Here is an 18299-nt window from a genome sequence, read left to right as displayed (position 1 = left end):
GCGGGTGGACGCTGAGGCACCGATGCGCGGCAGCGGCGGGCACCGATGCGCGGCAGCGATGCGCGGCAGCGACGGGCAGCGACGGGAGCGAGCGGGCTACTTGTCGATGTCGCCGACGACGAAGAACATCGAGCCCAGGATCGAGATCAGATCCGCCACGACCGCGCCGCGCACCACCTCGGGCAGGACCGCGATGTTGTTGAACGACGCCGACCGCAGCTTGAGCCGCCACGGCGTCTTCTCGCCCCGCGAGACGAGGTAGTAGCCGTTGATCCCGAGCGGGTTCTCGGTCCAGGTGTACGTGGAGCCCTCCGGCACCTTGACGATCTTCGGGAGCTTGACGTTCACGGGGCCCTGCGGCAGCTCGCGCATCCGCGCGACGCACGCGTCGACCAGGTCGAGCGACACCCGGACCTGCTCCAGCAGGCACGCGAACCGCGCGTAGCTGTCTCCCTCGGTCCGGGTGACCACGCGCAGCGCGCCGTCGGCGATCAGCTCCGGGTAGGCGAGGTACGGCTGGTCGCGGCGCAGGTCGAGGTCGAGTCCCGACGCGCGGGCGATCGGGCCGGAGACGCCGTACGCCTGGGCGAGCTCGGTCGACAGCACCCCCACCCCGCGGGTCCGGGCGACGAAGATCTCGTTGGTGAGCAGCAGGTCCTCGATCTGCCCGAGACGACTGCGTACGGCGGTGGTGGCCGAGCCGACCCGGCCCAGCCATCCTGCGGGCAGGTCCTCCTTCAGGCCGCCGACGCGGTTGAACATGTAGTGCATCCGCCCGCCGGAGATCTCCTCCATCACCTCCTGGATCGTCTCCCGCTCGCGGAACGCGTAGAAGATCGGCGTGATCGCGCCGATCTCCAGCGGGTACGAGCCCAAGAACATGAGGTGGTTGAGGATCCGGTTCAGCTCGGCGAGGAGGGTACGGGCCCAGGTCGCCCGCTCGGGAACCTCGAGGCCGAGCATCCGCTCCACCGCGAGCACGACCCCGACCTCGGACGAGAACGCCGACAGCCAGTCGTGGCGGTTGGCGAGGACGATGATCTGGCGGTAGTCCCGAACCTCGAAGAGCTTCTCGACACCGCGGTGCATGTAGCCGACGATCGGCTCGCAGTCGACGATCCGCTCGCCGTCGAGGGTGAGGCGGAGCCGCAGGACGCCGTGCGTCGCCGGATGCTGCGGCCCGACGTTGAGGACCATGTCCGTCGTGTCGATGTCGACTCCGCCGCCGCGCTCGTGGCCGAACCCGGCCGAGCCGGCGCCCACACCGACGGTCAGCGTGCGGGGCGGGTGCGCGTCGTCGCTCGACATGCCGCTCAGCCTAGCGGCGCAGACGTCGCGGGCGAGCGCAGAAGGGTCTGACCCAAGACGTGCCACAATAGAGCCGCGTTCGGGGGGACGCACCCTACATCTATCGGGAGAGATCGTGCTGACCCTTGCAACAATTGCCCCGCGCCGTGCGCTGGCCGGGCTGATGGCCGTCCTGCTCGCCGTCGGGATCCTCGCCGCAGCGCCCGCCGCCAGTGCCGCGACCACGCTGACGTACGTCGGCGACGAGCTGAGCCTTGCGGAGTGGAAGAGCGTCTACCTGGCCGTCGAGGTCGGCGACGGCGACGCGACGGGCGCGGCGACCGCCACCGTCGCCGGCAAGACGTACGCCTTGAAGCGCTCGACGTCGACGGTCCAGCAGAACCGTTACGAGCTGTGGGCCACCGACGTCCCGGTGGGCGTCCACACCGTTCGCGCGACGTTCACTCCGGCGACGGGCTCCCCGGTCACCACAGAGGGCGTGCTCGAGGTCGACGGGCCTCTGCTGTACCCGACGGCGACACCGCCGAGGGGGAGCGGTGTGGCTGACCGCGAGATCGGCCTGCAGTGGCAGGTGAGCCCGACCCTGCGGTCGCTGGTGCTCGCCGAGGGCGGGACGATCACGTTCGGCAGCGGCGCCAAGCAGGACACCGAGGACCCGACCGCCGTGCGGTTCCCGATCGTCGACACGACGAAGGCGGCTGCGTTGCACCGTGTGGTCTTCGGAGGGACGGTGCGGTTCACGAGCCCGAAGCGCGACGTGACCGTCAGTGACGTGCGTCAGGTCGAGACGAGCCGGACCGCGAAGGGCAGCACGTTCGTCCTCCAGGCCGACGTCACCTACCGTCACCCGGGCGTGCCGACCCGCACCGTACAGGGCCTGACCGTCGCGAATCTCGTGGACGGGATCGGCGGTGCCGGCGACCCCTGGTACGCCGACGCCAGCACCTTCAAGGCAGCGGCGACCGCGGCCGGCGCGACCGCGCTCGCCACCACGACGGGTTCCTCGCTCGGCACGACGCACTGGAGGTCGTACTGGACCGACACCCCGCCTCGCATCACGGGCCGCATGGTCGTCAACCCCGGTGCGATCTCGTACGGCCGGACCAGTCGTGTCAGCGTGACGGTCGCGCGTCCGGAGACGTACGCGACCGGCACGGTCACGTTCCGGGCCGGCAGCCGCAGTCTGGGCACCGTCCGCCTCTCGCGCGGCGCTGCGGCCGTGGCCGTCCCGGCTGGCCTGGCCGTCGGGAGCCACGCGGTGACCGCCTCGTACAAGGCCGACTACTCGCCGACGACCGCGACGGCACGCACGAGCCTGCGGATCACCAAGGCCGGCACCGTGACCAAGGCTGCGCTGGCGAAGAAGAAGGTCACCCGCAAGCAGCGCGCGAAGGTCACCGTCACGGTCGCGGGACGCGGGACGACGATCCGTCCCACCGGCACGGTGAAGATCTACGACGGCAAGAAGCGGATCAGTACGGCGACGCTGACCGTCAGCAAGCGCGGGAAGGTGACTGTGAAGCTTCCGAAGCTGAAGAAGCGCGGCAAGCACACCCTGCGCATCGCGTACGGCGGTTCGTCGGCGTTCTCCGGCTCCTCTGTCCGCGTGGTGCTCCGCGTCCGCTGACCCCGCGCCCGCAACGCCCACGCGCACGAGCACGAGCACACGAAGACTCGCAGCCGCGACCAGACAACGGTCGCGACTGCGAGTCTTCGTTGCGTACGGCGTCGTCGCTCAGCAGGTCTCGAGCGGCGTCCCCTCGGCGATGCGGAACTCATGGCGCTCGTCGAAGATCAGCGGCACGAGACCCCGGTTCGGCTGAGCGAGGCTCACGACGCGCCCGGAGGCGTTGCGGGTGGCCTTCAGGTCGTGCAGGCGCAGCGCCTGCTTGACCTCCTGGAAGGTCGCCTCCGTGATCTGGTAGCCGCACATCGGCTCAGGCTCCACCTCGCTGGAGCTGGTCGGCAGCATGTCGTCCTGCCCCGCGAAGTAGACGACGCCGCCCTGGGAGGCGCCGAGCTCCGTCTGGCGCTCGGCCGCGGCCGCAGTCTCGCGCGCCAGCGTCTCCCGGTTCTCGGCGACCATCTGCGTCGAGCCCAGTGCGCTCGCGTAGTTGGTGTCGACCCGGCGGTTGTTGAGGACACGGACATCGGCCGCCTCCTCGTCGTTCAACGGACGGGTCGCCGTCTCGCTGAGCATGCCGACGACGTTGACGAGACCGGCGTAGTTGCGCAGGATCCGGACCTGCTCGTCACCGGCGACCTGCAGGAACGGCTCCCCGTCCTTCACGTAGTGGCCGTAGATGCCGGCCGTGTAGCCCTCGCTGCGGGCCTGCGCCGCCGCGTAGTCCTCGCTCATCTCCTGGCTGAGGCCGTGGATCTGGTCGTCGACGTTGCGGTTGCGCGGCCACAGGTGCAGGAGATCGGTCCGGTAGTACTCGCTCGGACCGTACTCGTGGAGGTCGTTGAGGATGTCGGGGTTCCAGTCGCGGATCACCTTGGTGACGGCGCGGCCCTCGGGCGTCGCGAGCTCGAGGTAGTCGCGGTTGACGTCGACGCCGTCGGCGTTGCCGCGGGTGTTGGCGACCCAGCCGTCGGGGTTGGCGTTGATGAGGATCACCGTCGTACGCGCGAGGAAGCGCGTCACCGTCGCGTCGGTGCTCGTCGCGAGGTCGCGCGCCAGCTCCATGCAGGCCTCGCGGCCGGACGGCTCGTTGCCGTGCACGGAGCAGACGAACATCGCGACCGAGCCGTCGGCGGCCTCAGTCTGTGCCTTCGGTGCCGGCGAGCCGATCGAGACGAGCTGCAGCGGCCGACCCTGCGTTGTACGGCCGACGTTGCTGACCGCGACGCGCTCGCTGGACTGGTCGAGCTGTCGATAGAACTGGACGGACTGCGGGTGGGTGGTCCAGGTCGCGCCGCCGGACTTCTCGAACGGGGTCTGGAGGGCGGGGGGTGCGTCGTCCGCTGCGGCGGCGAGAGCCTTCTCGAGGGCGTCGTCGCGTTGGTCTGCGCCGGCGGTCGTGCCGCTCCCGACGAGGACTGAGGCAGCGAGCGCGGCCCCTGCGGCGGTCGCCAGGACCTTGGACCGGGATGTGAGTCGTGTCGTGCGCAAGGTGTTCCTTTCGCCGAGTGGCCGACCGTTGCGCCAAGCTTGGCGGCCACGGCGACGACCACATGAGATTTTCCTCACGTTCCCCGCACGATGAGATTCATGCAACCGGAGATTTATGAAAACTCCAGACACATCATGAGTTGCAGTGGTATAAGGCCGCCCCGCGTCCACGGCGAGACGTGACTGGTCCCGCTCGCGCACCTCCGGCACACTTGTGTGACTCAAGGCACACCTTGTCGGAGGTTCTCGATGCGCAGCACCATGCAGGACGTCCCGCTCAGCCTCGGCCGGCTCATGCAGTACGGCACGACCGCGTATGCCGACGCATCCGTCGTCACAGCCACGGCCGACGGCACGCGCACCCGCTCGTACGGCGAGGTCGGCCGTCGCGTCGCCCGACTGGCGAACGCGCTGCGCGACCTCGGCATCACCGGCGACGAGCGGGTCGGCACGTTCATGTGGAACAACGCCGAGCACCTCGAGGCGTACCTCGCGATCCCCTCGATGGGGGCGGTCCTGCACACGATCAACATCCGTCTGTTCCCGGAGCAGGTCGTCTACGTCGTGAACCACGCCGAGGACCGCGTGGTGATCGTGGACGCGTCGCTGGCGGAGCCGTTCGCGGCGATGCTGCCGGAGATGACCACCGTCACCCACGTGCTCGTCGCTCGGCCGGACACGGAGCAGGCCGACCTGTCGTCGCTCGAGGCGACGGGCAGGACGATCCTGCGCTACGAGGACGTGCTCGAGGCCGCGTCCGAGGACTTCGCGTGGCCGGAGGTGGACGAGCGTGACGCGGCCGCGATGTGCTACACCAGCGGCACCACCGGCAACCCGAAGGGCGTCGTCTACAGCCACCGCTCCGCGTACCTCCACTCGATGTCGATGGCGATGGGCGACAACGCCGGGATGGGACCCGACGACCGCGTGCTGCCCGTGGTGCCGATGTTCCACGCGAACGCCTGGGGTCTCCCGTACGCCGCGGTGCTGGTGGGCGCGTCCCTCGTCATGCCCGACCGCTGGTTGCAGGCCGAGCCGCTCGTCCGCCTGATCCAGGAGACCCGTCCCACGCTTGCGGGCGGCGTCCCGACGATCTTCAACGACGTGCTCGGCTGGATCGACGAGCACCCGTCCGACCTCAGGTCCCTGCGTGCGGTGCTCTGCGGCGGATCCGCGGTGCCGGAGTCGCTGCAGCGGGCGCTCTGGGACCGCCACGGCGTACGCATCCAGCAGGCGTGGGGGATGACCGAGACGTCGCCCGTCGCCACCTCCGGCAAGCCGCCGGTCGGGTTGAGCGACGAGGAGGCGTGGCCGTACCGGGCCGGTCAGGGGCGGCTGCTCGGCGGTGTCGAGGGACGCCTGGTCGGCGGCGACGGCGAGATCCTCCCGCACGACGGCGAGGCGGTCGGCGAGGTCGAGGTGCGTGGCCCGTGGATCACCGGCGCGTACTACCTCGACGACGACCCGGAGAAGTTCCGCGACGGGTGGCTTCGGACCGGTGACGTCGGCACGATCGACCGGCAGGGGTTCATCACGCTGACCGACCGAGCCAAGGACGTCATCAAGTCGGGTGGCGAGTGGATCTCGTCGGTCGAGCTCGAGAACGCCCTGATGGGGCACCCTGACGTCGTCGAGGCGGCGGTCGTCGGCATCCCCGACGAGAAGTGGCAGGAGCGCCCGCTCGCGACCGTCGTCGTCCGGTCCGGCGCCACGGTGACTCCCGAGGAGCTGCGGGACCACCTCGCGGGTTCGTTCGCGAAGTGGCAGCTGCCCGACGCGTGGACGTTCATCGACGCCGTCCCGCGCACCTCGGTGGGCAAGTTCGACAAGAAGGTGCTCCGCCGCCGGTACGCCGACGGCGGCCTGGATGTCCAGCACGGATGACGAACAGCACGGATGACGAACAGGGGTGAGGGCATGGGGAGGTCCAACGACCTCGAGCGGTACTTCCGGCACAACGGCGGTCGCCAGATCCACAAGTGGCTGCACTACTTCGACGTGTACGACCGCCACTTCAGCCGCTTCCGCGGGCGCCCCGTCACCGTCGTGGAGTTCGGCGTGCAGTTCGGCGGGTCCATGCAGATGTGGCAGGACTACTTCGGGCCCGAGGCGAGGTTCGTCGGTGTCGACATCGACCCGCGCTGCCGGTCCTGGGAGGACGCGCAGACCACGATCATGATCGGCGACCAGGCCGATCGCGAGTTCCTCAGGACGGTCGGCGACGCCGCGGGCACCATCGACATCCTCATCGAGGACGGCGGCCACCGACCGGCGCAGCAGATCGCCACGTTCGAGGAGCTCTACCCGCGGATGTCCACGGACGGCGTCTTTCTCATCGAGGACCTCCACACGAGCTACTGGCCGTCCTACGACGGCGGCCTCCGGAGGGAGGGGACGTTCATCGAGTACGCGAAGAACCTCACCGACGGCCTCAACGCCTACCACAGCCGGCAGCCCGACTTCGTCGTCGACGAGTTCGCGCGGACGACGCGGTCGATGCACTTCTACGACAGCATCGTCGTCTTCGAGCGTGGCGCGGTGTCGCCACCCACCCACGAGAAGACGGGTCTGGCGAGCTGGGACCCGGCGGTGCAGGCTGCGCGGGCCAGACGGGTGCAGCCCGACGACGCCCTGCACCGCCGCGTGAGGGCGGCCGTCCCGAAGCCGGTGCGTGACGCGTTCTGGAAGGCGCGTCGCAGGGTGCGGCGCGAGGTGCGTCAGCTGCGGAGGCGGGTCAGCGGATCTCGCTGACGACCCACCAGAAGTCGCCGAGCCCGCCCGCAGCGGTCAGCTCGGCAGCCTCGGAGGCCGCCGCGAGCGCGGCGAGGTAGGCGCGGGGGGCGGAGGACGCGAGCGCGAGCGGCGGACGCGCGCCGTCGATCCCCAGGTCGCGCAACGCGTCCCGCTGGCGAACCAGCGACCCTCCGACGGCGTCGGCGAGGGCGTCCACCGCGACGTGCGCGGTCACGTCGCAGGTCCCGTCGAGGACGGCGGAGACCTCCGACCCGTCGCGGTACGCGCGGATGCTGCCGTACGGCGGTCGGTCGGTCCGCAGGTGGCCGTAGTCGACCGCGATCGCCGTACCGTGCTCGAGCCGTGCCACCGCGTCCCGCCACAGTGCCTCGCGCGTGGTGCCGACCTCGGCCCGCTCACCGGCGCGGGTCGACGGCCACCACCGCTCCAGCCACGCCAGGGCCTCGGGGGTGCGCACCGGGTCGCCCAGCCGCTCGTCCCCGCTCACGGGGTCCACGAGCACCCTGCGCAGTACACCGTCGTCGTCGCGCTCGACCACGTCACAGGGGACGTTGTCGAGCAGCTCGTTCGCGAACAGCAGGCCGGACACCTGGTCGGGGAGCTCGCTGCTCCAGACGATACGTGCCGGCAGGTCGGCGGGCCGAGGCCGCAGATCGACACCGTGCAGCGCGAGCTCGCCGGGTGCGAGGGCGTCGAGCGCGGCGAGGAGCTCGCCCCGCCCCGAGCCCAGGTCCACGACCGACCGCAGGCCGTGGCGTCGTGCGTACGCCAAGATCGCGGCCGCGAACGCGCCGGAGGCGTGCACCGACGTACGGAAGTGCGCGGCCGGGGACTCGCGACGGTAGAACCCGTCGACCCCGTAGAGCGCCGCCTCCCAGGCCTCGCGCCAGTCGATCACGCCGAGACGCTAGCAGGAGGACGCCCGATGGTGTTCGATGGCGGGGTGCGTATGCGACAGCTCCGACCGACCCGGTGGTTCGGCCACGCGGATCAGCAGTCGGCCCCAGGTGACCTCGACGACCTCCGTGCCAAGCTCAAGAAGACCCAGCGTGCCCTGCGGCGTTCGCGCCGCGACCTGGCGGAGGCGGAGGCACAGCTCACTGCGGCCCGCAGCGGACTGGTGCTGCCGGACGACGTCGAGAAGGTCCTCGCCGGGGTCCGCGAGGAGAACCTCAGCTACCTGAACCCGACGTACCTCCGGACGCTCGCCCTCGCCGTCCTCGACGCCGAGCGGCGCGGGCTGCCCGGCGCCGTCGTCGAAGCCGGTACGGCCCGCGGAGGGTCGGCGATCGTGATGGCCGCGGCCAAGAGCGCTGCCCGCCCGATGTACGTCTACGACGTCTTCGGGATGATCCCGCCCCCGACCGACTCCGACGGCACCGACGTGCACCGCCGCTACGAGAAGATCACGGCCGGTGGCGCGAAGGGGATCGGCGGATCCACCTACTACGGCTACCGCGACGACCTCTATACCGAGGTCCAGGAGTCGTTCGCGCGCCACGGCAGCCCCGTCGAGTCGTCCTCGGTCGAGCTCGTCAAGGGCCTCTTCGCGGACACGATCACGCTCGACGAGCCCGTCGTCCTCGCCCACCTCGACGGCGACTGGTACGAGTCGACGATGACCTGCCTCGAGCGGTTGGCACCCCTGATCGTGCCTGGCGGGCGCATCATCCTCGACGACTACTACGCCTGGTCCGGCTGCCGCACGGCCGTCGACGAGTACTTCGAGGGCCGCGCCGGCTGGCGTCGCGAGGAGCGCGCCAAGCTCCACCTCGTGCGCGAGACCCCCGGCGCATAGGCGGGTCCGGTCAGCTCGCGGGTCGCGCCGGCGTCAGCGCTTCAGCTCGGCCAGCCTGCCGGACGCGAGGTGGAACTCGCGGCTGGTGTTCTGCCAGACCACTACGAGCCGTGCACTGCCCGCCGCGTCGGCGACCGGTGCGAGCGCCGACGCGGGCACGTGGCCGCTCAGCCGGAGGGCCCCGGATCGCCGGGCAACCTTCAGCGGCGTGCTCACGACCTCGGCGGTCTCGTCGACGATGAGGTCCAGCGACGCACTCACGCTCTGGGGTCCTGGGCGCGGCCCTTTGCCGAGCAGGGAGACCGTGGCCTGGAACGGGAGGCCCGACGACCACGGGAGGCGCGACCTCCCGAGCGACGCGCGGACCAGCTTGCTGCCCACCAGCTTGGTCCGTGAGCCTGCCTGCTCGTGCACGCGCGCGAGGACGTCGACCCACCGGGGGAAGATCTGCTCGGGAGAGTGCTCGTCCGCGCGGTGGCGTGCCGCCACGCCCATCTTCTCGACGAGTGCGGGGTCGTTCGCCATCTCCACCATCCGTGCTGCGAGGCGGTGGAAGTCGCCCTCGTCGACGAGGAACCCGGTGACGCCGTCGGTGATCTGCTCGCGCATGCCGTACTTCACGTCGTAGCCCAGGACCGGGCACCCGCTGCTCATCGCCTCGAGCGTGCCCAGCGGGAAGCCCTCGTGGCTGCTCGTGACCATGAGCGCCGTCGCCGAGCGCAGCTTCTCGCGCGCCCGGGGGTCGTACCCGTAGAAGGTGACGTGGTCGGAGACGTCGAGCTGACGCGCCAGGCCCTCGAGGTGCTCGCGCTGGCGGCCGTCGCCGTACACGCTCAGCCTGGCCTCGGGGACCGAGCGTCGCGCGACCGCGAAGGCCCGCAGCGCGTGGCCGACCCGCTTCTGGCGCTCGAGCCGTGCGAGGACGACGAACTCCGCCCGGTCGCGCTCGGCGAGGCCGGGGCTCTCCACAGGAATGACGGGGTTGGGGACCGTGAACAGGTTGTTGGTGGGCCCGAAGCGCCACGCCACGTCCTGGCGGTGCCGGTCGGTGAGGAGGACCAGTCCGTCGAGTCGGTCGATGTGGTCGAAGACGCGGCGGAAGGTCTCCAGCACGGGCCGGTCCCACCGGTAGTCGGGGGTCGTGTGCGGGTTGTGGACCACCTCGAGGACACGGAACCGGCTCGACCGCAGCCGCATGAGGAGGGAGCCGGTGTACCTGCTGTCGGTGACGACGAAGACCTCGCCGGTCGGGACCAGGTCCGTGAGCCAGGTCCGGACCATGCTGCGCCGGTGGCGCCACGTCCGGACCACTCTCTCGCGATGGTCGACGAGCGTGAACGGGGTCGTTCCGTCCTCGAGGGGTGCGCGCATGAAGACGGAGCCGTCGGGACGGAGGTGGTCGGTGACCACGATCGATCCGGCGGCGTCGACGTGGTGCCGTCGGGCCGGCGCGCCGTCCGGTCCGGGCTCGTCACGAGTCGTCGTCCCGGGGACCCGGGGGAGGCGCTTCGAGCCGGTGCCCAGGTCCGCGGGGGCCCGGTCTCGGTAGAACTCGAAGAGATTCACGAAGTCAGCCGGGTCGTGCAGCTTCCCCTGCTCGAACAGCGTACGGCGGACCTCGGCGTAGTCGGGGTAGTCGTCGTAGGTCGCGACCAGCGAGCGCCTGCCGCCGAGCTCCGACAGCATCCTCGCCCGCATCAGCATGGCGCCGGTGCGCCCGCCCTTGTTGAGCCGGACCCGGGCGGCGAGAGCGATGTAGGTGCCATCGGGGAGTGCGGACACGGGCTCTCGGCCGTCCCGTGCCATCCTGTTGCTCGTCACGCCGCTAGCGTAGGGGTGCCAGCCGTCAGTCACCGGCACTTGCGCGCACCAGATTCCAAACGCCAGATGTCGGGAGTGTGAATGACCACGACGACCCCCCGTCGGATCCGCCGCAGTGCACGGCGATGGGCGGCCCGGCTGCGCCGGGTGCCCGTGATCTCGACGCTCATCCCGCAGGCGCGTCCGGCGAGTCGTCGCCCGACCGCCCCGCCGACGACAGTCCACGCGGTCGACGCGTACGAGGCGGGCAACCTCGGACTCGCCTGGGCTCGGTTCGCGGACGTCCCCGCTGCCGACTGGCGTCGCTGGGCGCTCGAGGAGTACCTGCGGTCTGGGCTCGCCCACGACCGCGACCGCGTGGTCGCGGACCTGCGCGACCTGGCCACCGACCCCGCGATCAGGCTGTCGCCTGCGTCGTGGGACGTCGCTGTCGGGCTGGCCTTCGCCGAGGGCGAGAGCGACCTCGCTCGCACGCTGTTCGCCCGCTTCGACGATGCGGTCTCCACGCGGGCCCGCGCCGGTCGTCGCGTGCGCGAGTCGCGGGACTGGATGCGTGACTGGGTCCAGCGCGACCCCGTCTCGGCCTCGGCGCCGGCGGTCCCGCCGGGCACCGTCTCCTTCGCCGTCCTCGCGTACGGCCACCCCGGCCGCCGTCGTGCGTCGGCCAACATCGGCGACCACGTCCAGAGCCTGGCGATGCTCGGCCACGTGGTTCGCCGCAGCAAGCTCCGCTTCGCGGGCGACGAGCGTCTCGCCGCTGCGCTCACCGAGCTCCAGGGCCGGGTCCCCGAGCGGATGCGCCACGACACCACGGACGCCGACGTCTCCGTCATCACCGTCGACCGCGACGCCTCCGCCTACGCCGCCGTGCCGCCGCAGACCTGGACGATCGCCTTCGGCTGGTACATGCACGCCCTGTTCGGCACCAGCCGGTACGGCCTCCCGTTCCACGCGAACCTCCTGCCGGTGTTCGTGTCGTTCCACTGCAGCAAGCGCGATCTGCTGAACCCCGAGGTCGTCGACTACCTGCGACGCCACGGGCCGATCGGCTGCCGTGACTGGACGACGGTGGATCTCCTGCTGTCGATGGACGTCCCGGCGTTCTTCTCGGGCTGCGTGACGACCACGGTCAGCACCGTCTTCCCCGACCTCGCCGAACGCCCGGCGGCAGACGCCCCCCGCGCGTACGTCGACGTTCCCGCGGACCAGGTGCCGGAGGGCGGGGTCACGTACCGTCACGGCGACGACCGCATCCGGACCACCCCGTTCGTCGACAACCTGCGTCGCGCGGCGGCGCTGCTGGAGACCTACCGGACCCAGCACAGCGGGCTGGTCACCAGCCGCCTCCACGCCTACCTGCCGGCTCGGTCGCTGGGCATCGACGCGGAGTTCGTCCCGCCGAAGCCGTCGGACCCGCGCTTCGCCGGGCTCACGCCGATGGACGACCAGCGGCTCTCCGACATCCGGACCGGCATCACGGGGCTCCTGGAGCCCGTCCTGGACGCGATCCTGGGGGGTGCCGCGCCGGACGACGTCTACGCGCTGTGGCGGACCGTGACGGCCGACCGCGTGGCACAGGCGCGTGCCCGCCACGACGCCCCCGCAGCCACCGCCGCACGGACGCGCCCGCTGCCCGCCGTGATCGACCGCCGTACGCTGTCGCCGCTGGCCGCGACCGACGCGCCGGCCAGGACCGCGCTGGATCGCGAGGAAGTGGTCGTGCTGGTCGGCCGGGGCGGTGGCACCGGGACGGCCGACCAGGTCGGGCCCCTGATCGCTTCGCTGGCCGAGCACAGCCGGCACTCCGCCCGGGTGACGCTCGTCGGCCCCGGAGCCGGAAACGTGGACGTGGCGGCAGAGCCCGACCTCGAGGTGCGACGGATCGAGACGGACGGCAGTGTCGTCGACGTCTTCCTGACGCTGCCGGACCTGCTCCCCGACGTCGATCGCGCCGTCATGCTCACCACGGCGGCGGTCGTGGACCGTGACCTTGCGCCGCTCGCAGCGCTCGACCTCGAGGGGCACCTGTTCGCGGCCCCGACCACGCTGGACCGCCGTCGTTCGAGCGGGTTCGGTGTGATCGAGACCGCCGCGGTGCGCCTCGGCGCGAAGGTCGACCGCTCGACCGAGCTGCGCCGCATCGCCTACCAGGCTCACACCTTCGACTTCGACGCGTTCGACGTCGACGTCCTCGTGGCCGACCTGGCAGCGATGCGGGGCTCCGCCGCGGTCGCCGCGGCCCCCGCGCTCGTCGAGGCGTACGGCCTGCGGCTGCGCGAGGTGCTCCACGTCCTGGCCGGACCGGACCGTGCGGTCGTGCCGGCGGAGTACGCGGCTCAGGCCAGGTAGGCGTCCAGCGACTCGCTCACCGGCGTCGGCACGAAGCCGGTCGCCTCGATCTTCGTCAGGTCGAGCACCGAGTGCCGGGGCCGGGGGGCGAGGACCTTGCCCTCGCCGTACGCCTCGGTGGAGGTCGGCGTGACGTCGTCGGCGCTGCGACCGCAGCGGACGAAGACCTCGCGCGCGACGTCGTACCAGGACGTCGGGTCGCCGGCCCCGCTGAGGTTGTAGGTGCCGTACGCGGGCCGCGTGTCGAGCAGGTGGACGATGCCCCGCGCCAGGTCGGCGGTGAAGGTCAGGCGCCCGACCTGGTCGTCGACGACCGCCGGGCTGATGCCGTCGCCGGCGAGGCGGGCCATCGTGCGGACGAAGTTGGCCCCGTCCCCGATCACCCAGCTGGTGCGTACGACGTAGTGGCGCGCGATCGTCGCGACCACGGCGTCGCCGGCCGCCTTGCTCTGCCCGTACACGCCGAGCGGCGAGAACGGCTCGGACTCGTCGTGCACGTCGCGGGTGCCGTCGAAGACGTAGTCGCTGGAGACGTGCACCACCGTGAGCCGGTGCTTCGCGGCGACCGCAGCCAGGTGGACCAGGGCTGTCGCGTTGGCCGACCACGCGTCGCGTCGGCCGTCCGGGGTCTCGGCGGCGTCGACGGCCGTGTACGCGGCGGCGTTGACGACGGTGTCGTAGCGCGACCAGTCGACGGCCGCGTACGCGGCGGCGTCGGTCATGTCGAAGGTGTCGAGGTCGACCGCGTCGGCCTTCGGGAGGACCTCGCGCAGGGCCCGCCCCAGCTGGCCGTAGCCCCCGAGGATCAGCGTGCGTCGTGGCTCCATCGGCGTCACGTCGGCGAGCAGCGGGTTGTTGCGGTCCTTCTCGGACACCTCGGCGTCGGCGATCGGGATCGGCCATGCGATCGCCAGCGCCGGGTCGTCCAGCGCCACGGCGGTGTAGGTGACGTCGGGCCGCCAGTGCTCGTTGACGAGGTAGGCGTAGGTCGTCCGGTCCTCGAGGGCCTGGTACGAGTTGCCCACGCCGCGCGGCACGAAGACCGCGACACCGGGGTGCAGGTCGACGGTCGCCGTGGTGCCGAAGCCGGGTCCGGGCCGCAGGTCCACCCAGGCGCCGAACGCCCGTCCGGTCATCAGCGACACCAGCTTGTCCCACGGCTCGGCGTGGATGCCGCGCGTCGCGCCGGCGCTCGCGTTGAACGAGACGTTGTTCTGGACGGGTCCGAAGTCGGGCAGCCCGAGCTCCAGCATCTTCTCGCGCTGCCAGTTCTCCTTGAACCAGCCGCGGCTGTCCCCGTGCAGGGGGAGGTCGACGACGAGCAGCCCGTCGATCGGCGTCGTCCGCAGGGAGAGGCCCGAGGTCACTGGCCCGCCTCGGCGTAGCGCGCCTCGACCGCGTCCTTGCTGGGACGCCACCACGCCTCGTTGGCGCGGTACCAGTCGATCGTCGCGGCCAGGCCGGAGCGGAAGTCGGTGAACTGCGGAGCCCAGCCGAGCTCCGTGCGGAGCTTCGTGGAGTCGATCGCGTAGCGCATGTCGTGACCCGGTCGGTCGGTCACGAGGTCGTACGCGTCGGTCGGCTGACCCATCAGGTCGAGGATCGTCTCGACGACGTCGCGGTTGGTCTCCTCGCCGTCGGCGCCGATCAGGTAGGTCTCACCGATCCGGCCCCGCTCGAGGATCGCCCACACCGCGCTCGAGTGGTCGGCGGTGTGGATCCAGTCGCGGACGTTGAGGCCCTCGCCGTACAGACGCGGACGGCGGCCGTCGAGAACGTTCGTGATCTGGCGCGGGATGAACTTCTCGATGTGCTGGTACGGGCCGTAGTTGTTGGAGCAGTTGCTGATCGTCGCAGCCACGCCGAACGACCGGACCCACGCGCGGACGAGGAGGTCGGAGCCGGCCTTCGTCGAGGAGTACGGGCTGGACGGGTTGTACGGGGTGGTCTCGGTGAAGCGCGCCGGGTCGTCGAGCTCGAGGTCGCCGTAGACCTCGTCGGTCGAGACGTGGTGGAAGCGCGTCCCGTGACGGCGCACCGCCTCCAGCAGCGTGAACGTGCCGACGAGGTTGGTGCGGACGAACGGGCTCGGGTCGTTGAGGGAGTTGTCGTTGTGCGACTCTGCGGCGAAGTGGACGACCGCGTCTGCCTCGGCGACCAGCGGGTCGACCACGTCGGCGTCGGCGATGTCGCCGACGACGAGGTCGACGCGGTCACCGGGAAGGCCGTCGATGGCCTCCCGGCTCGCCGCGTACGTCAGGTTGTCGAGCACGGTCACCGACGCGTCGGTGCTGTCGACGACGTGGTGGACGAAGTTCGAGCCGATGAAGCCGGCGCCGCCGGTGACGAGGATGCTGCGCACGCGAGGAGTCTAGCGAGTTCGGTGGGCGCCCACGCCTCATCGCAGCAGACGGCGCAGCGCCCATGACCGCCGACGCAGGTTGAATGTGAAGTCGTCGGCGAAGGCCGCCCGGTACTTCGTCAGGTCCGGTGCTGACCGCTGCGTGCGACCCCAGAAGTAGTGAACGTCCTGCCCTTGCGCCGCGGCGATCAGGGCTTCGTTCTGGGCGAGGTATCCGTCCCCAGCGATGAGGATCACCCGGGCCTGCGGCGCGTACGCCATGGTGAACATCCCACTGCCGGCGTATCCGGCGATGATCCGCGCTTGTGAGAAGAGGGCGACCTGCTCGTCGAAACGGTACTGCTCGGGCCGCAGGACCGTGAAACCGTGGCTCGCGAAGAAGGCCTCGATCTGTGCCTGCTCCCGGGGGACCCGCCGACGTCCGCGCGCGATGAAGATGCGCTCCGAGCGGATCGGAGGCACGACGTCGTCGAAGCCCGCGTGGATGCGGGCCCACGTCTCAGTGACCTCCGGCGCGACGAAGCGCGGATTCTCGAACTCGGGGTCGGCGGCGTACAGGGTGTCTACCTCGAGCGCCTGGTCGCTCGGCTGCACCACGAGTGTGGTGCTGTCGATGCCGTAGGCGTCGAGGATCATACGGAGGAAGCCAGGCGCATCGTGCTGCCCAGGACGCAGACTGACGATGGGACGGAGGTCGGGGTGCTCCTGCCGAGCACGGTCCCATCCCCACAAGCGGGAGACCACCTCGGTGCACACGTGCCCGAAATGGCCAGGGAACTCCGTGTCGAGGTAGTAGAGAGGTCCGTTCCAGCGATCCTGGGTGGTGGGTTCCCACTCGGGCCGTGTCGCGGCGGTGTGCACTCCGGAGCGGATCATCGACCGGTGGTGAAGGCGCCGCGAGTGCTGATGGCGAAACGTGTCGGGCAGCCAGTAGTCACCGAATCGGAGCCGTTGACGAGGGTAGGCGACGACATCGTGATAGCGCCGGAGCTCCAGCTCCGGCACGGCGATGTCGCCGGCAACGACATCTGGACCCCGGCCGTGCGTCCTTATCCGGCCGCGAGAGGTGAACTCCCGTGCCGGGCGCCTGACGAGGGTCTCGAGCGGGTTGTCGTCACCGAAGCGCGCGGCAAGCACGGGCGCGGCCTCGGCGGACCTCAGGGCCGCTGTGAGTGCCAGTCGCTTGGTGACCAACGCAAGGTCGTCGTAGAACCTCACGTCGTCCAGCGAGAGGGCAAGGGCGTCGGTCCACGTCGTCCAGCCATTTTGCGGCAACGGGAGGTGTGACTTCGCGAGGGCTTTCTCGAGCACCACGCGGGCTGAGGTCTCCGGGGATGCGCCGCGCCTGTCGCGGCCCTCGCGGTCGACCTGCTCGATGGCGAGAAGACCCCCAGCCGCCACGAAACCCTGATGACGGCGGATGCTCCCGATGCGGCGACTGGACCGCGTGGCGTGCCCCAGGACCAGCAGCCCGGGTCGCGGAGTCGTGAGGAGGACCGCGTCCCGATCCTTGGCGGAACGACAGGGATGAACGATGACGTTCGCGGGTGTCGAGGCGTCGGCTGTCGACGACCATGCGGCTGCGTCACCGTGGGCGAGCAGGTGGACGGTCGCCGCAGGGAACCGCTCCGCGAAAGTGCTCGCGGTGTCTATCCCGCCCCGGCCGAGCACGAGGGCGATCGTCTCGGGGAACTCGCGAAGCTTCGCGAGCGCTTCCTCGTACGCGGCGAGGTAGCCGAGGCTGTCGGAGGACTGGCGCGCCCCACGGCGTCGACCGATCTCGTCCAGCGTCTCCTCTTCCATGGCGCACATTGTGCCGCGCGAACGGGTCGTTCGGGACAGGCCGAGCGGCGGGGCCCGTACGATCTGCGCATGAGGGGCATCATCCTGGCTGGCGGCACCGGCTCTCGCCTGCACCCGATCACGCTCGGCACGAGCAAGCAGCTCGTGCCCGTGTACGACAAACCGATGATCTACTACCCGCTGTCGACCCTGATCCTCGCAGGGATCCGCGACATCCTCGTGATCACGACCCCCGAGGACGCTTCCCAGTTCAACCGTCTGCTCGGCGACGGCTCGCGGTTCGGCGTCGCCATCACTTACGTCGTGCAGCCGCGGCCGGAGGGCCTTGCGCAGGCTTTCCTCCTCGGCGCCGACCATGTCGGCAGCGACAACGTCTCGCTCGTGCTCGGCGACAACATCTTCTACGGGGCGGGGCTCGGGACCCAGCTCGCCCGGTTCCACGACCTCGACGGGGCTGCGGTCTTCGGCTACCAGGTGACCGATCCCACCGCGTACGGAGTGGTGGAGTTCGATGAAGACGGTCGCGCGCTGTCGCTGGAGGAGAAGCCAGTGAGGCCGAAGAGCAGCTATGCGGTCCCGGGCCTCTACTTCTACGACAACGACGTCGTGGAGATCGCTCGCGGGCTTCGCCCGTCTGCCCGAGGTGAGCTGGAGATCACCGACCTGAACCGGGTCTACCTGGACGAGGGTCGCCTTCAGGTCGAGATCCTGCCGCGCGGGACGGCGTGGCTCGACACGGGGACGTTCGACTCGCTCAACGACGCGTCGAACTACGTACGGACGATCGAGAGCCGTCAGGGCCTCAAGGTCGGATGCCCCGAGGAAGTGGCGTGGCGCATGGGCTTCCTCAGCGACGACGAGCTGCGCGAGCGGGCCGAGCCACTGGTGAAGAGCGGCTACGGGGACTATCTGCTGAGCCTGTTGGAGTCCAAGGACCTCAGCCGTTGAGCCGTCTCCGCCGTGTGATTCGGCGCCTACGCCCGCGCCCG

The 18299-nt window shown here is 70.7% G+C and carries 13 protein-coding genes; 6 read left to right on the top strand and 7 right to left on the bottom strand.

Going from position 1 to position 18299, the window contains the following annotated elements:
- Window positions 1-96: 96 nt before the first annotated feature.
- Window positions 97-1308 (bottom strand): NADH-quinone oxidoreductase subunit D, encoded by a 1212-nt coding sequence (locus GH747_RS00200; RefSeq protein ID WP_149767178.1) that lies wholly within the window; start codon window positions 1306-1308, stop codon window positions 97-99.
- 115 nt (window positions 1309-1423) lie between these two features.
- Between GH747_RS00200 and GH747_RS00195 the strand changes: the two genes are divergently transcribed.
- Complete coding sequence (locus GH747_RS00195; protein ID WP_163695217.1) at window positions 1424-2935, top strand: Ig-like domain repeat protein; 1512 nt, start codon at window positions 1424-1426, stop codon at window positions 2933-2935.
- Window positions 2936-3043: 108 nt separating this feature from the next.
- Here GH747_RS00195 and GH747_RS00190 read toward each other — a convergent pair whose 3' ends face one another.
- Window positions 3044-4423: a M14 family zinc carboxypeptidase gene (locus GH747_RS00190; RefSeq protein ID WP_163695215.1), complete on the bottom strand. Its 1380-nt coding sequence runs from the start codon at window positions 4421-4423 to the stop codon at window positions 3044-3046.
- A 249-nt stretch (window positions 4424-4672) separates the two neighbouring features.
- Between GH747_RS00190 and GH747_RS00185 the strand changes: the two genes are divergently transcribed.
- The gene (locus tag GH747_RS00185; protein WP_149767172.1) at window positions 4673-6307 is read left to right on the top strand and encodes a long-chain fatty acid--CoA ligase; all 1635 of its coding nucleotides are present in this window, start codon (window positions 4673-4675) and stop codon (window positions 6305-6307) included.
- 12 nt (window positions 6308-6319) lie between these two features.
- Window positions 6320-7174 (top strand): class I SAM-dependent methyltransferase, encoded by an 855-nt coding sequence (locus GH747_RS00180; RefSeq protein WP_149767170.1) that lies wholly within the window; start codon window positions 6320-6322, stop codon window positions 7172-7174.
- On the opposite strand, the gene GH747_RS00175 is transcribed toward GH747_RS00180, so the two are convergent.
- Window positions 7158-8075, bottom strand: a complete 918-nt coding sequence (locus GH747_RS00175) for an SAM-dependent methyltransferase (protein ID WP_149767168.1) — start codon at window positions 8073-8075, stop codon at window positions 7158-7160. The genes GH747_RS00180 and GH747_RS00175 overlap by 17 nt on opposite strands.
- A gap of 51 nt (window positions 8076-8126) precedes the next feature.
- Here GH747_RS00175 and GH747_RS00170 point away from each other — a divergent pair, with 51 nt between their 5' ends.
- Window positions 8127-8975, top strand: a complete 849-nt coding sequence (locus tag GH747_RS00170) for a TylF/MycF family methyltransferase (RefSeq protein ID WP_228552793.1) — start codon at window positions 8127-8129, stop codon at window positions 8973-8975.
- 33 nt (window positions 8976-9008) lie between these two features.
- Here GH747_RS00170 and GH747_RS00165 read toward each other — a convergent pair whose 3' ends face one another.
- Window positions 9009-10796: a glycosyltransferase gene (locus GH747_RS00165; protein ID WP_149767164.1), complete on the bottom strand. Its 1788-nt coding sequence runs from the start codon at window positions 10794-10796 to the stop codon at window positions 9009-9011.
- Window positions 10797-10877: 81 nt separating this feature from the next.
- On the opposite strand from GH747_RS00165, the gene GH747_RS00160 reads away from it, so the two are divergent.
- Window positions 10878-13145, top strand: a complete 2268-nt coding sequence (locus tag GH747_RS00160) for a hypothetical protein (RefSeq protein ID WP_149767162.1) — start codon at window positions 10878-10880, stop codon at window positions 13143-13145.
- On the opposite strand, the gene GH747_RS00155 is transcribed toward GH747_RS00160, so the two are convergent.
- From GH747_RS00155 to GH747_RS21920, 3 genes are read right to left on the bottom strand one after another with little or no spacing between them, the layout of a single operon-like run.
- Window positions 13133-14512 carry a sugar nucleotide-binding protein gene (locus GH747_RS00155; protein WP_149767160.1) on the bottom strand — a complete coding sequence of 460 codons (1380 nt, stop codon included), beginning with the start codon at window positions 14510-14512 and terminating at the stop codon, window positions 13133-13135. The genes GH747_RS00160 and GH747_RS00155 overlap by 13 nt on opposite strands.
- Window positions 14509-15507, bottom strand: coding sequence for a dTDP-glucose 4,6-dehydratase (gene rfbB / locus GH747_RS00150; protein ID WP_149767158.1), 999 nt, complete (start codon window positions 15505-15507; stop codon window positions 14509-14511). Before rfbB ends, GH747_RS00155 begins: the two co-directional genes overlap by 4 nt.
- Window positions 15508-15543: 36 nt before the next feature.
- Window positions 15544-17310, bottom strand: a complete 1767-nt coding sequence (locus GH747_RS21920; protein ID WP_205602706.1) for a glycosyltransferase family 61 protein — start codon at window positions 17308-17310, stop codon at window positions 15544-15546.
- Window positions 17311-17379: 69 nt separating this feature from the next.
- Here GH747_RS21920 and rfbA point away from each other — a divergent pair, with 69 nt between their 5' ends.
- Window positions 17380-18258, top strand: a complete 879-nt coding sequence (rfbA, locus tag GH747_RS00140; protein ID WP_149767156.1) for a glucose-1-phosphate thymidylyltransferase RfbA — start codon at window positions 17380-17382, stop codon at window positions 18256-18258.
- Window positions 18259-18299 lie beyond the last annotated feature (41 nt).

Origin of the sequence: Mumia xiangluensis (genome assembly GCF_010994095.1) — a bacterium.
Taxonomy (GTDB): Bacteria; Actinomycetota; Actinomycetes; order Propionibacteriales; family Nocardioidaceae; genus Mumia; species Mumia xiangluensis.
This window is presented reverse-complemented; position numbering and strand designations above follow the sequence as displayed.

Excerpts from the sequence above, each read along its gene's own strand:
- GH747_RS00200 (WP_149767178.1), bottom strand. The coding sequence starts at position 1,308 with ATGTCGAGCGACGACGCGCACCCGCCCCGCACGCTGACCGTCGGTGTG.
- GH747_RS00185 (WP_149767172.1), top strand. The coding sequence starts at position 4,673 with ATGCGCAGCACCATGCAGGACGTCCCGCTCAGCCTCGGCCGGCTCATG.
- GH747_RS00180 (WP_149767170.1), top strand. The coding sequence starts at position 6,320 with ATGACGAACAGGGGTGAGGGCATGGGGAGGTCCAACGACCTCGAGCGG.
- GH747_RS00170 (WP_228552793.1), top strand. The coding sequence starts at position 8,127 with ATGCGACAGCTCCGACCGACCCGGTGGTTCGGCCACGCGGATCAGCAG.
- GH747_RS00160 (WP_149767162.1), top strand. The coding sequence starts at position 10,878 with ATGACCACGACGACCCCCCGTCGGATCCGCCGCAGTGCACGGCGATGG.
- GH747_RS21920 (WP_205602706.1), bottom strand. The coding sequence starts at position 17,310 with ATGGAAGAGGAGACGCTGGACGAGATCGGTCGACGCCGTGGGGCGCGC.
- rfbA (WP_149767156.1), top strand. The coding sequence starts at position 17,380 with ATGAGGGGCATCATCCTGGCTGGCGGCACCGGCTCTCGCCTGCACCCG.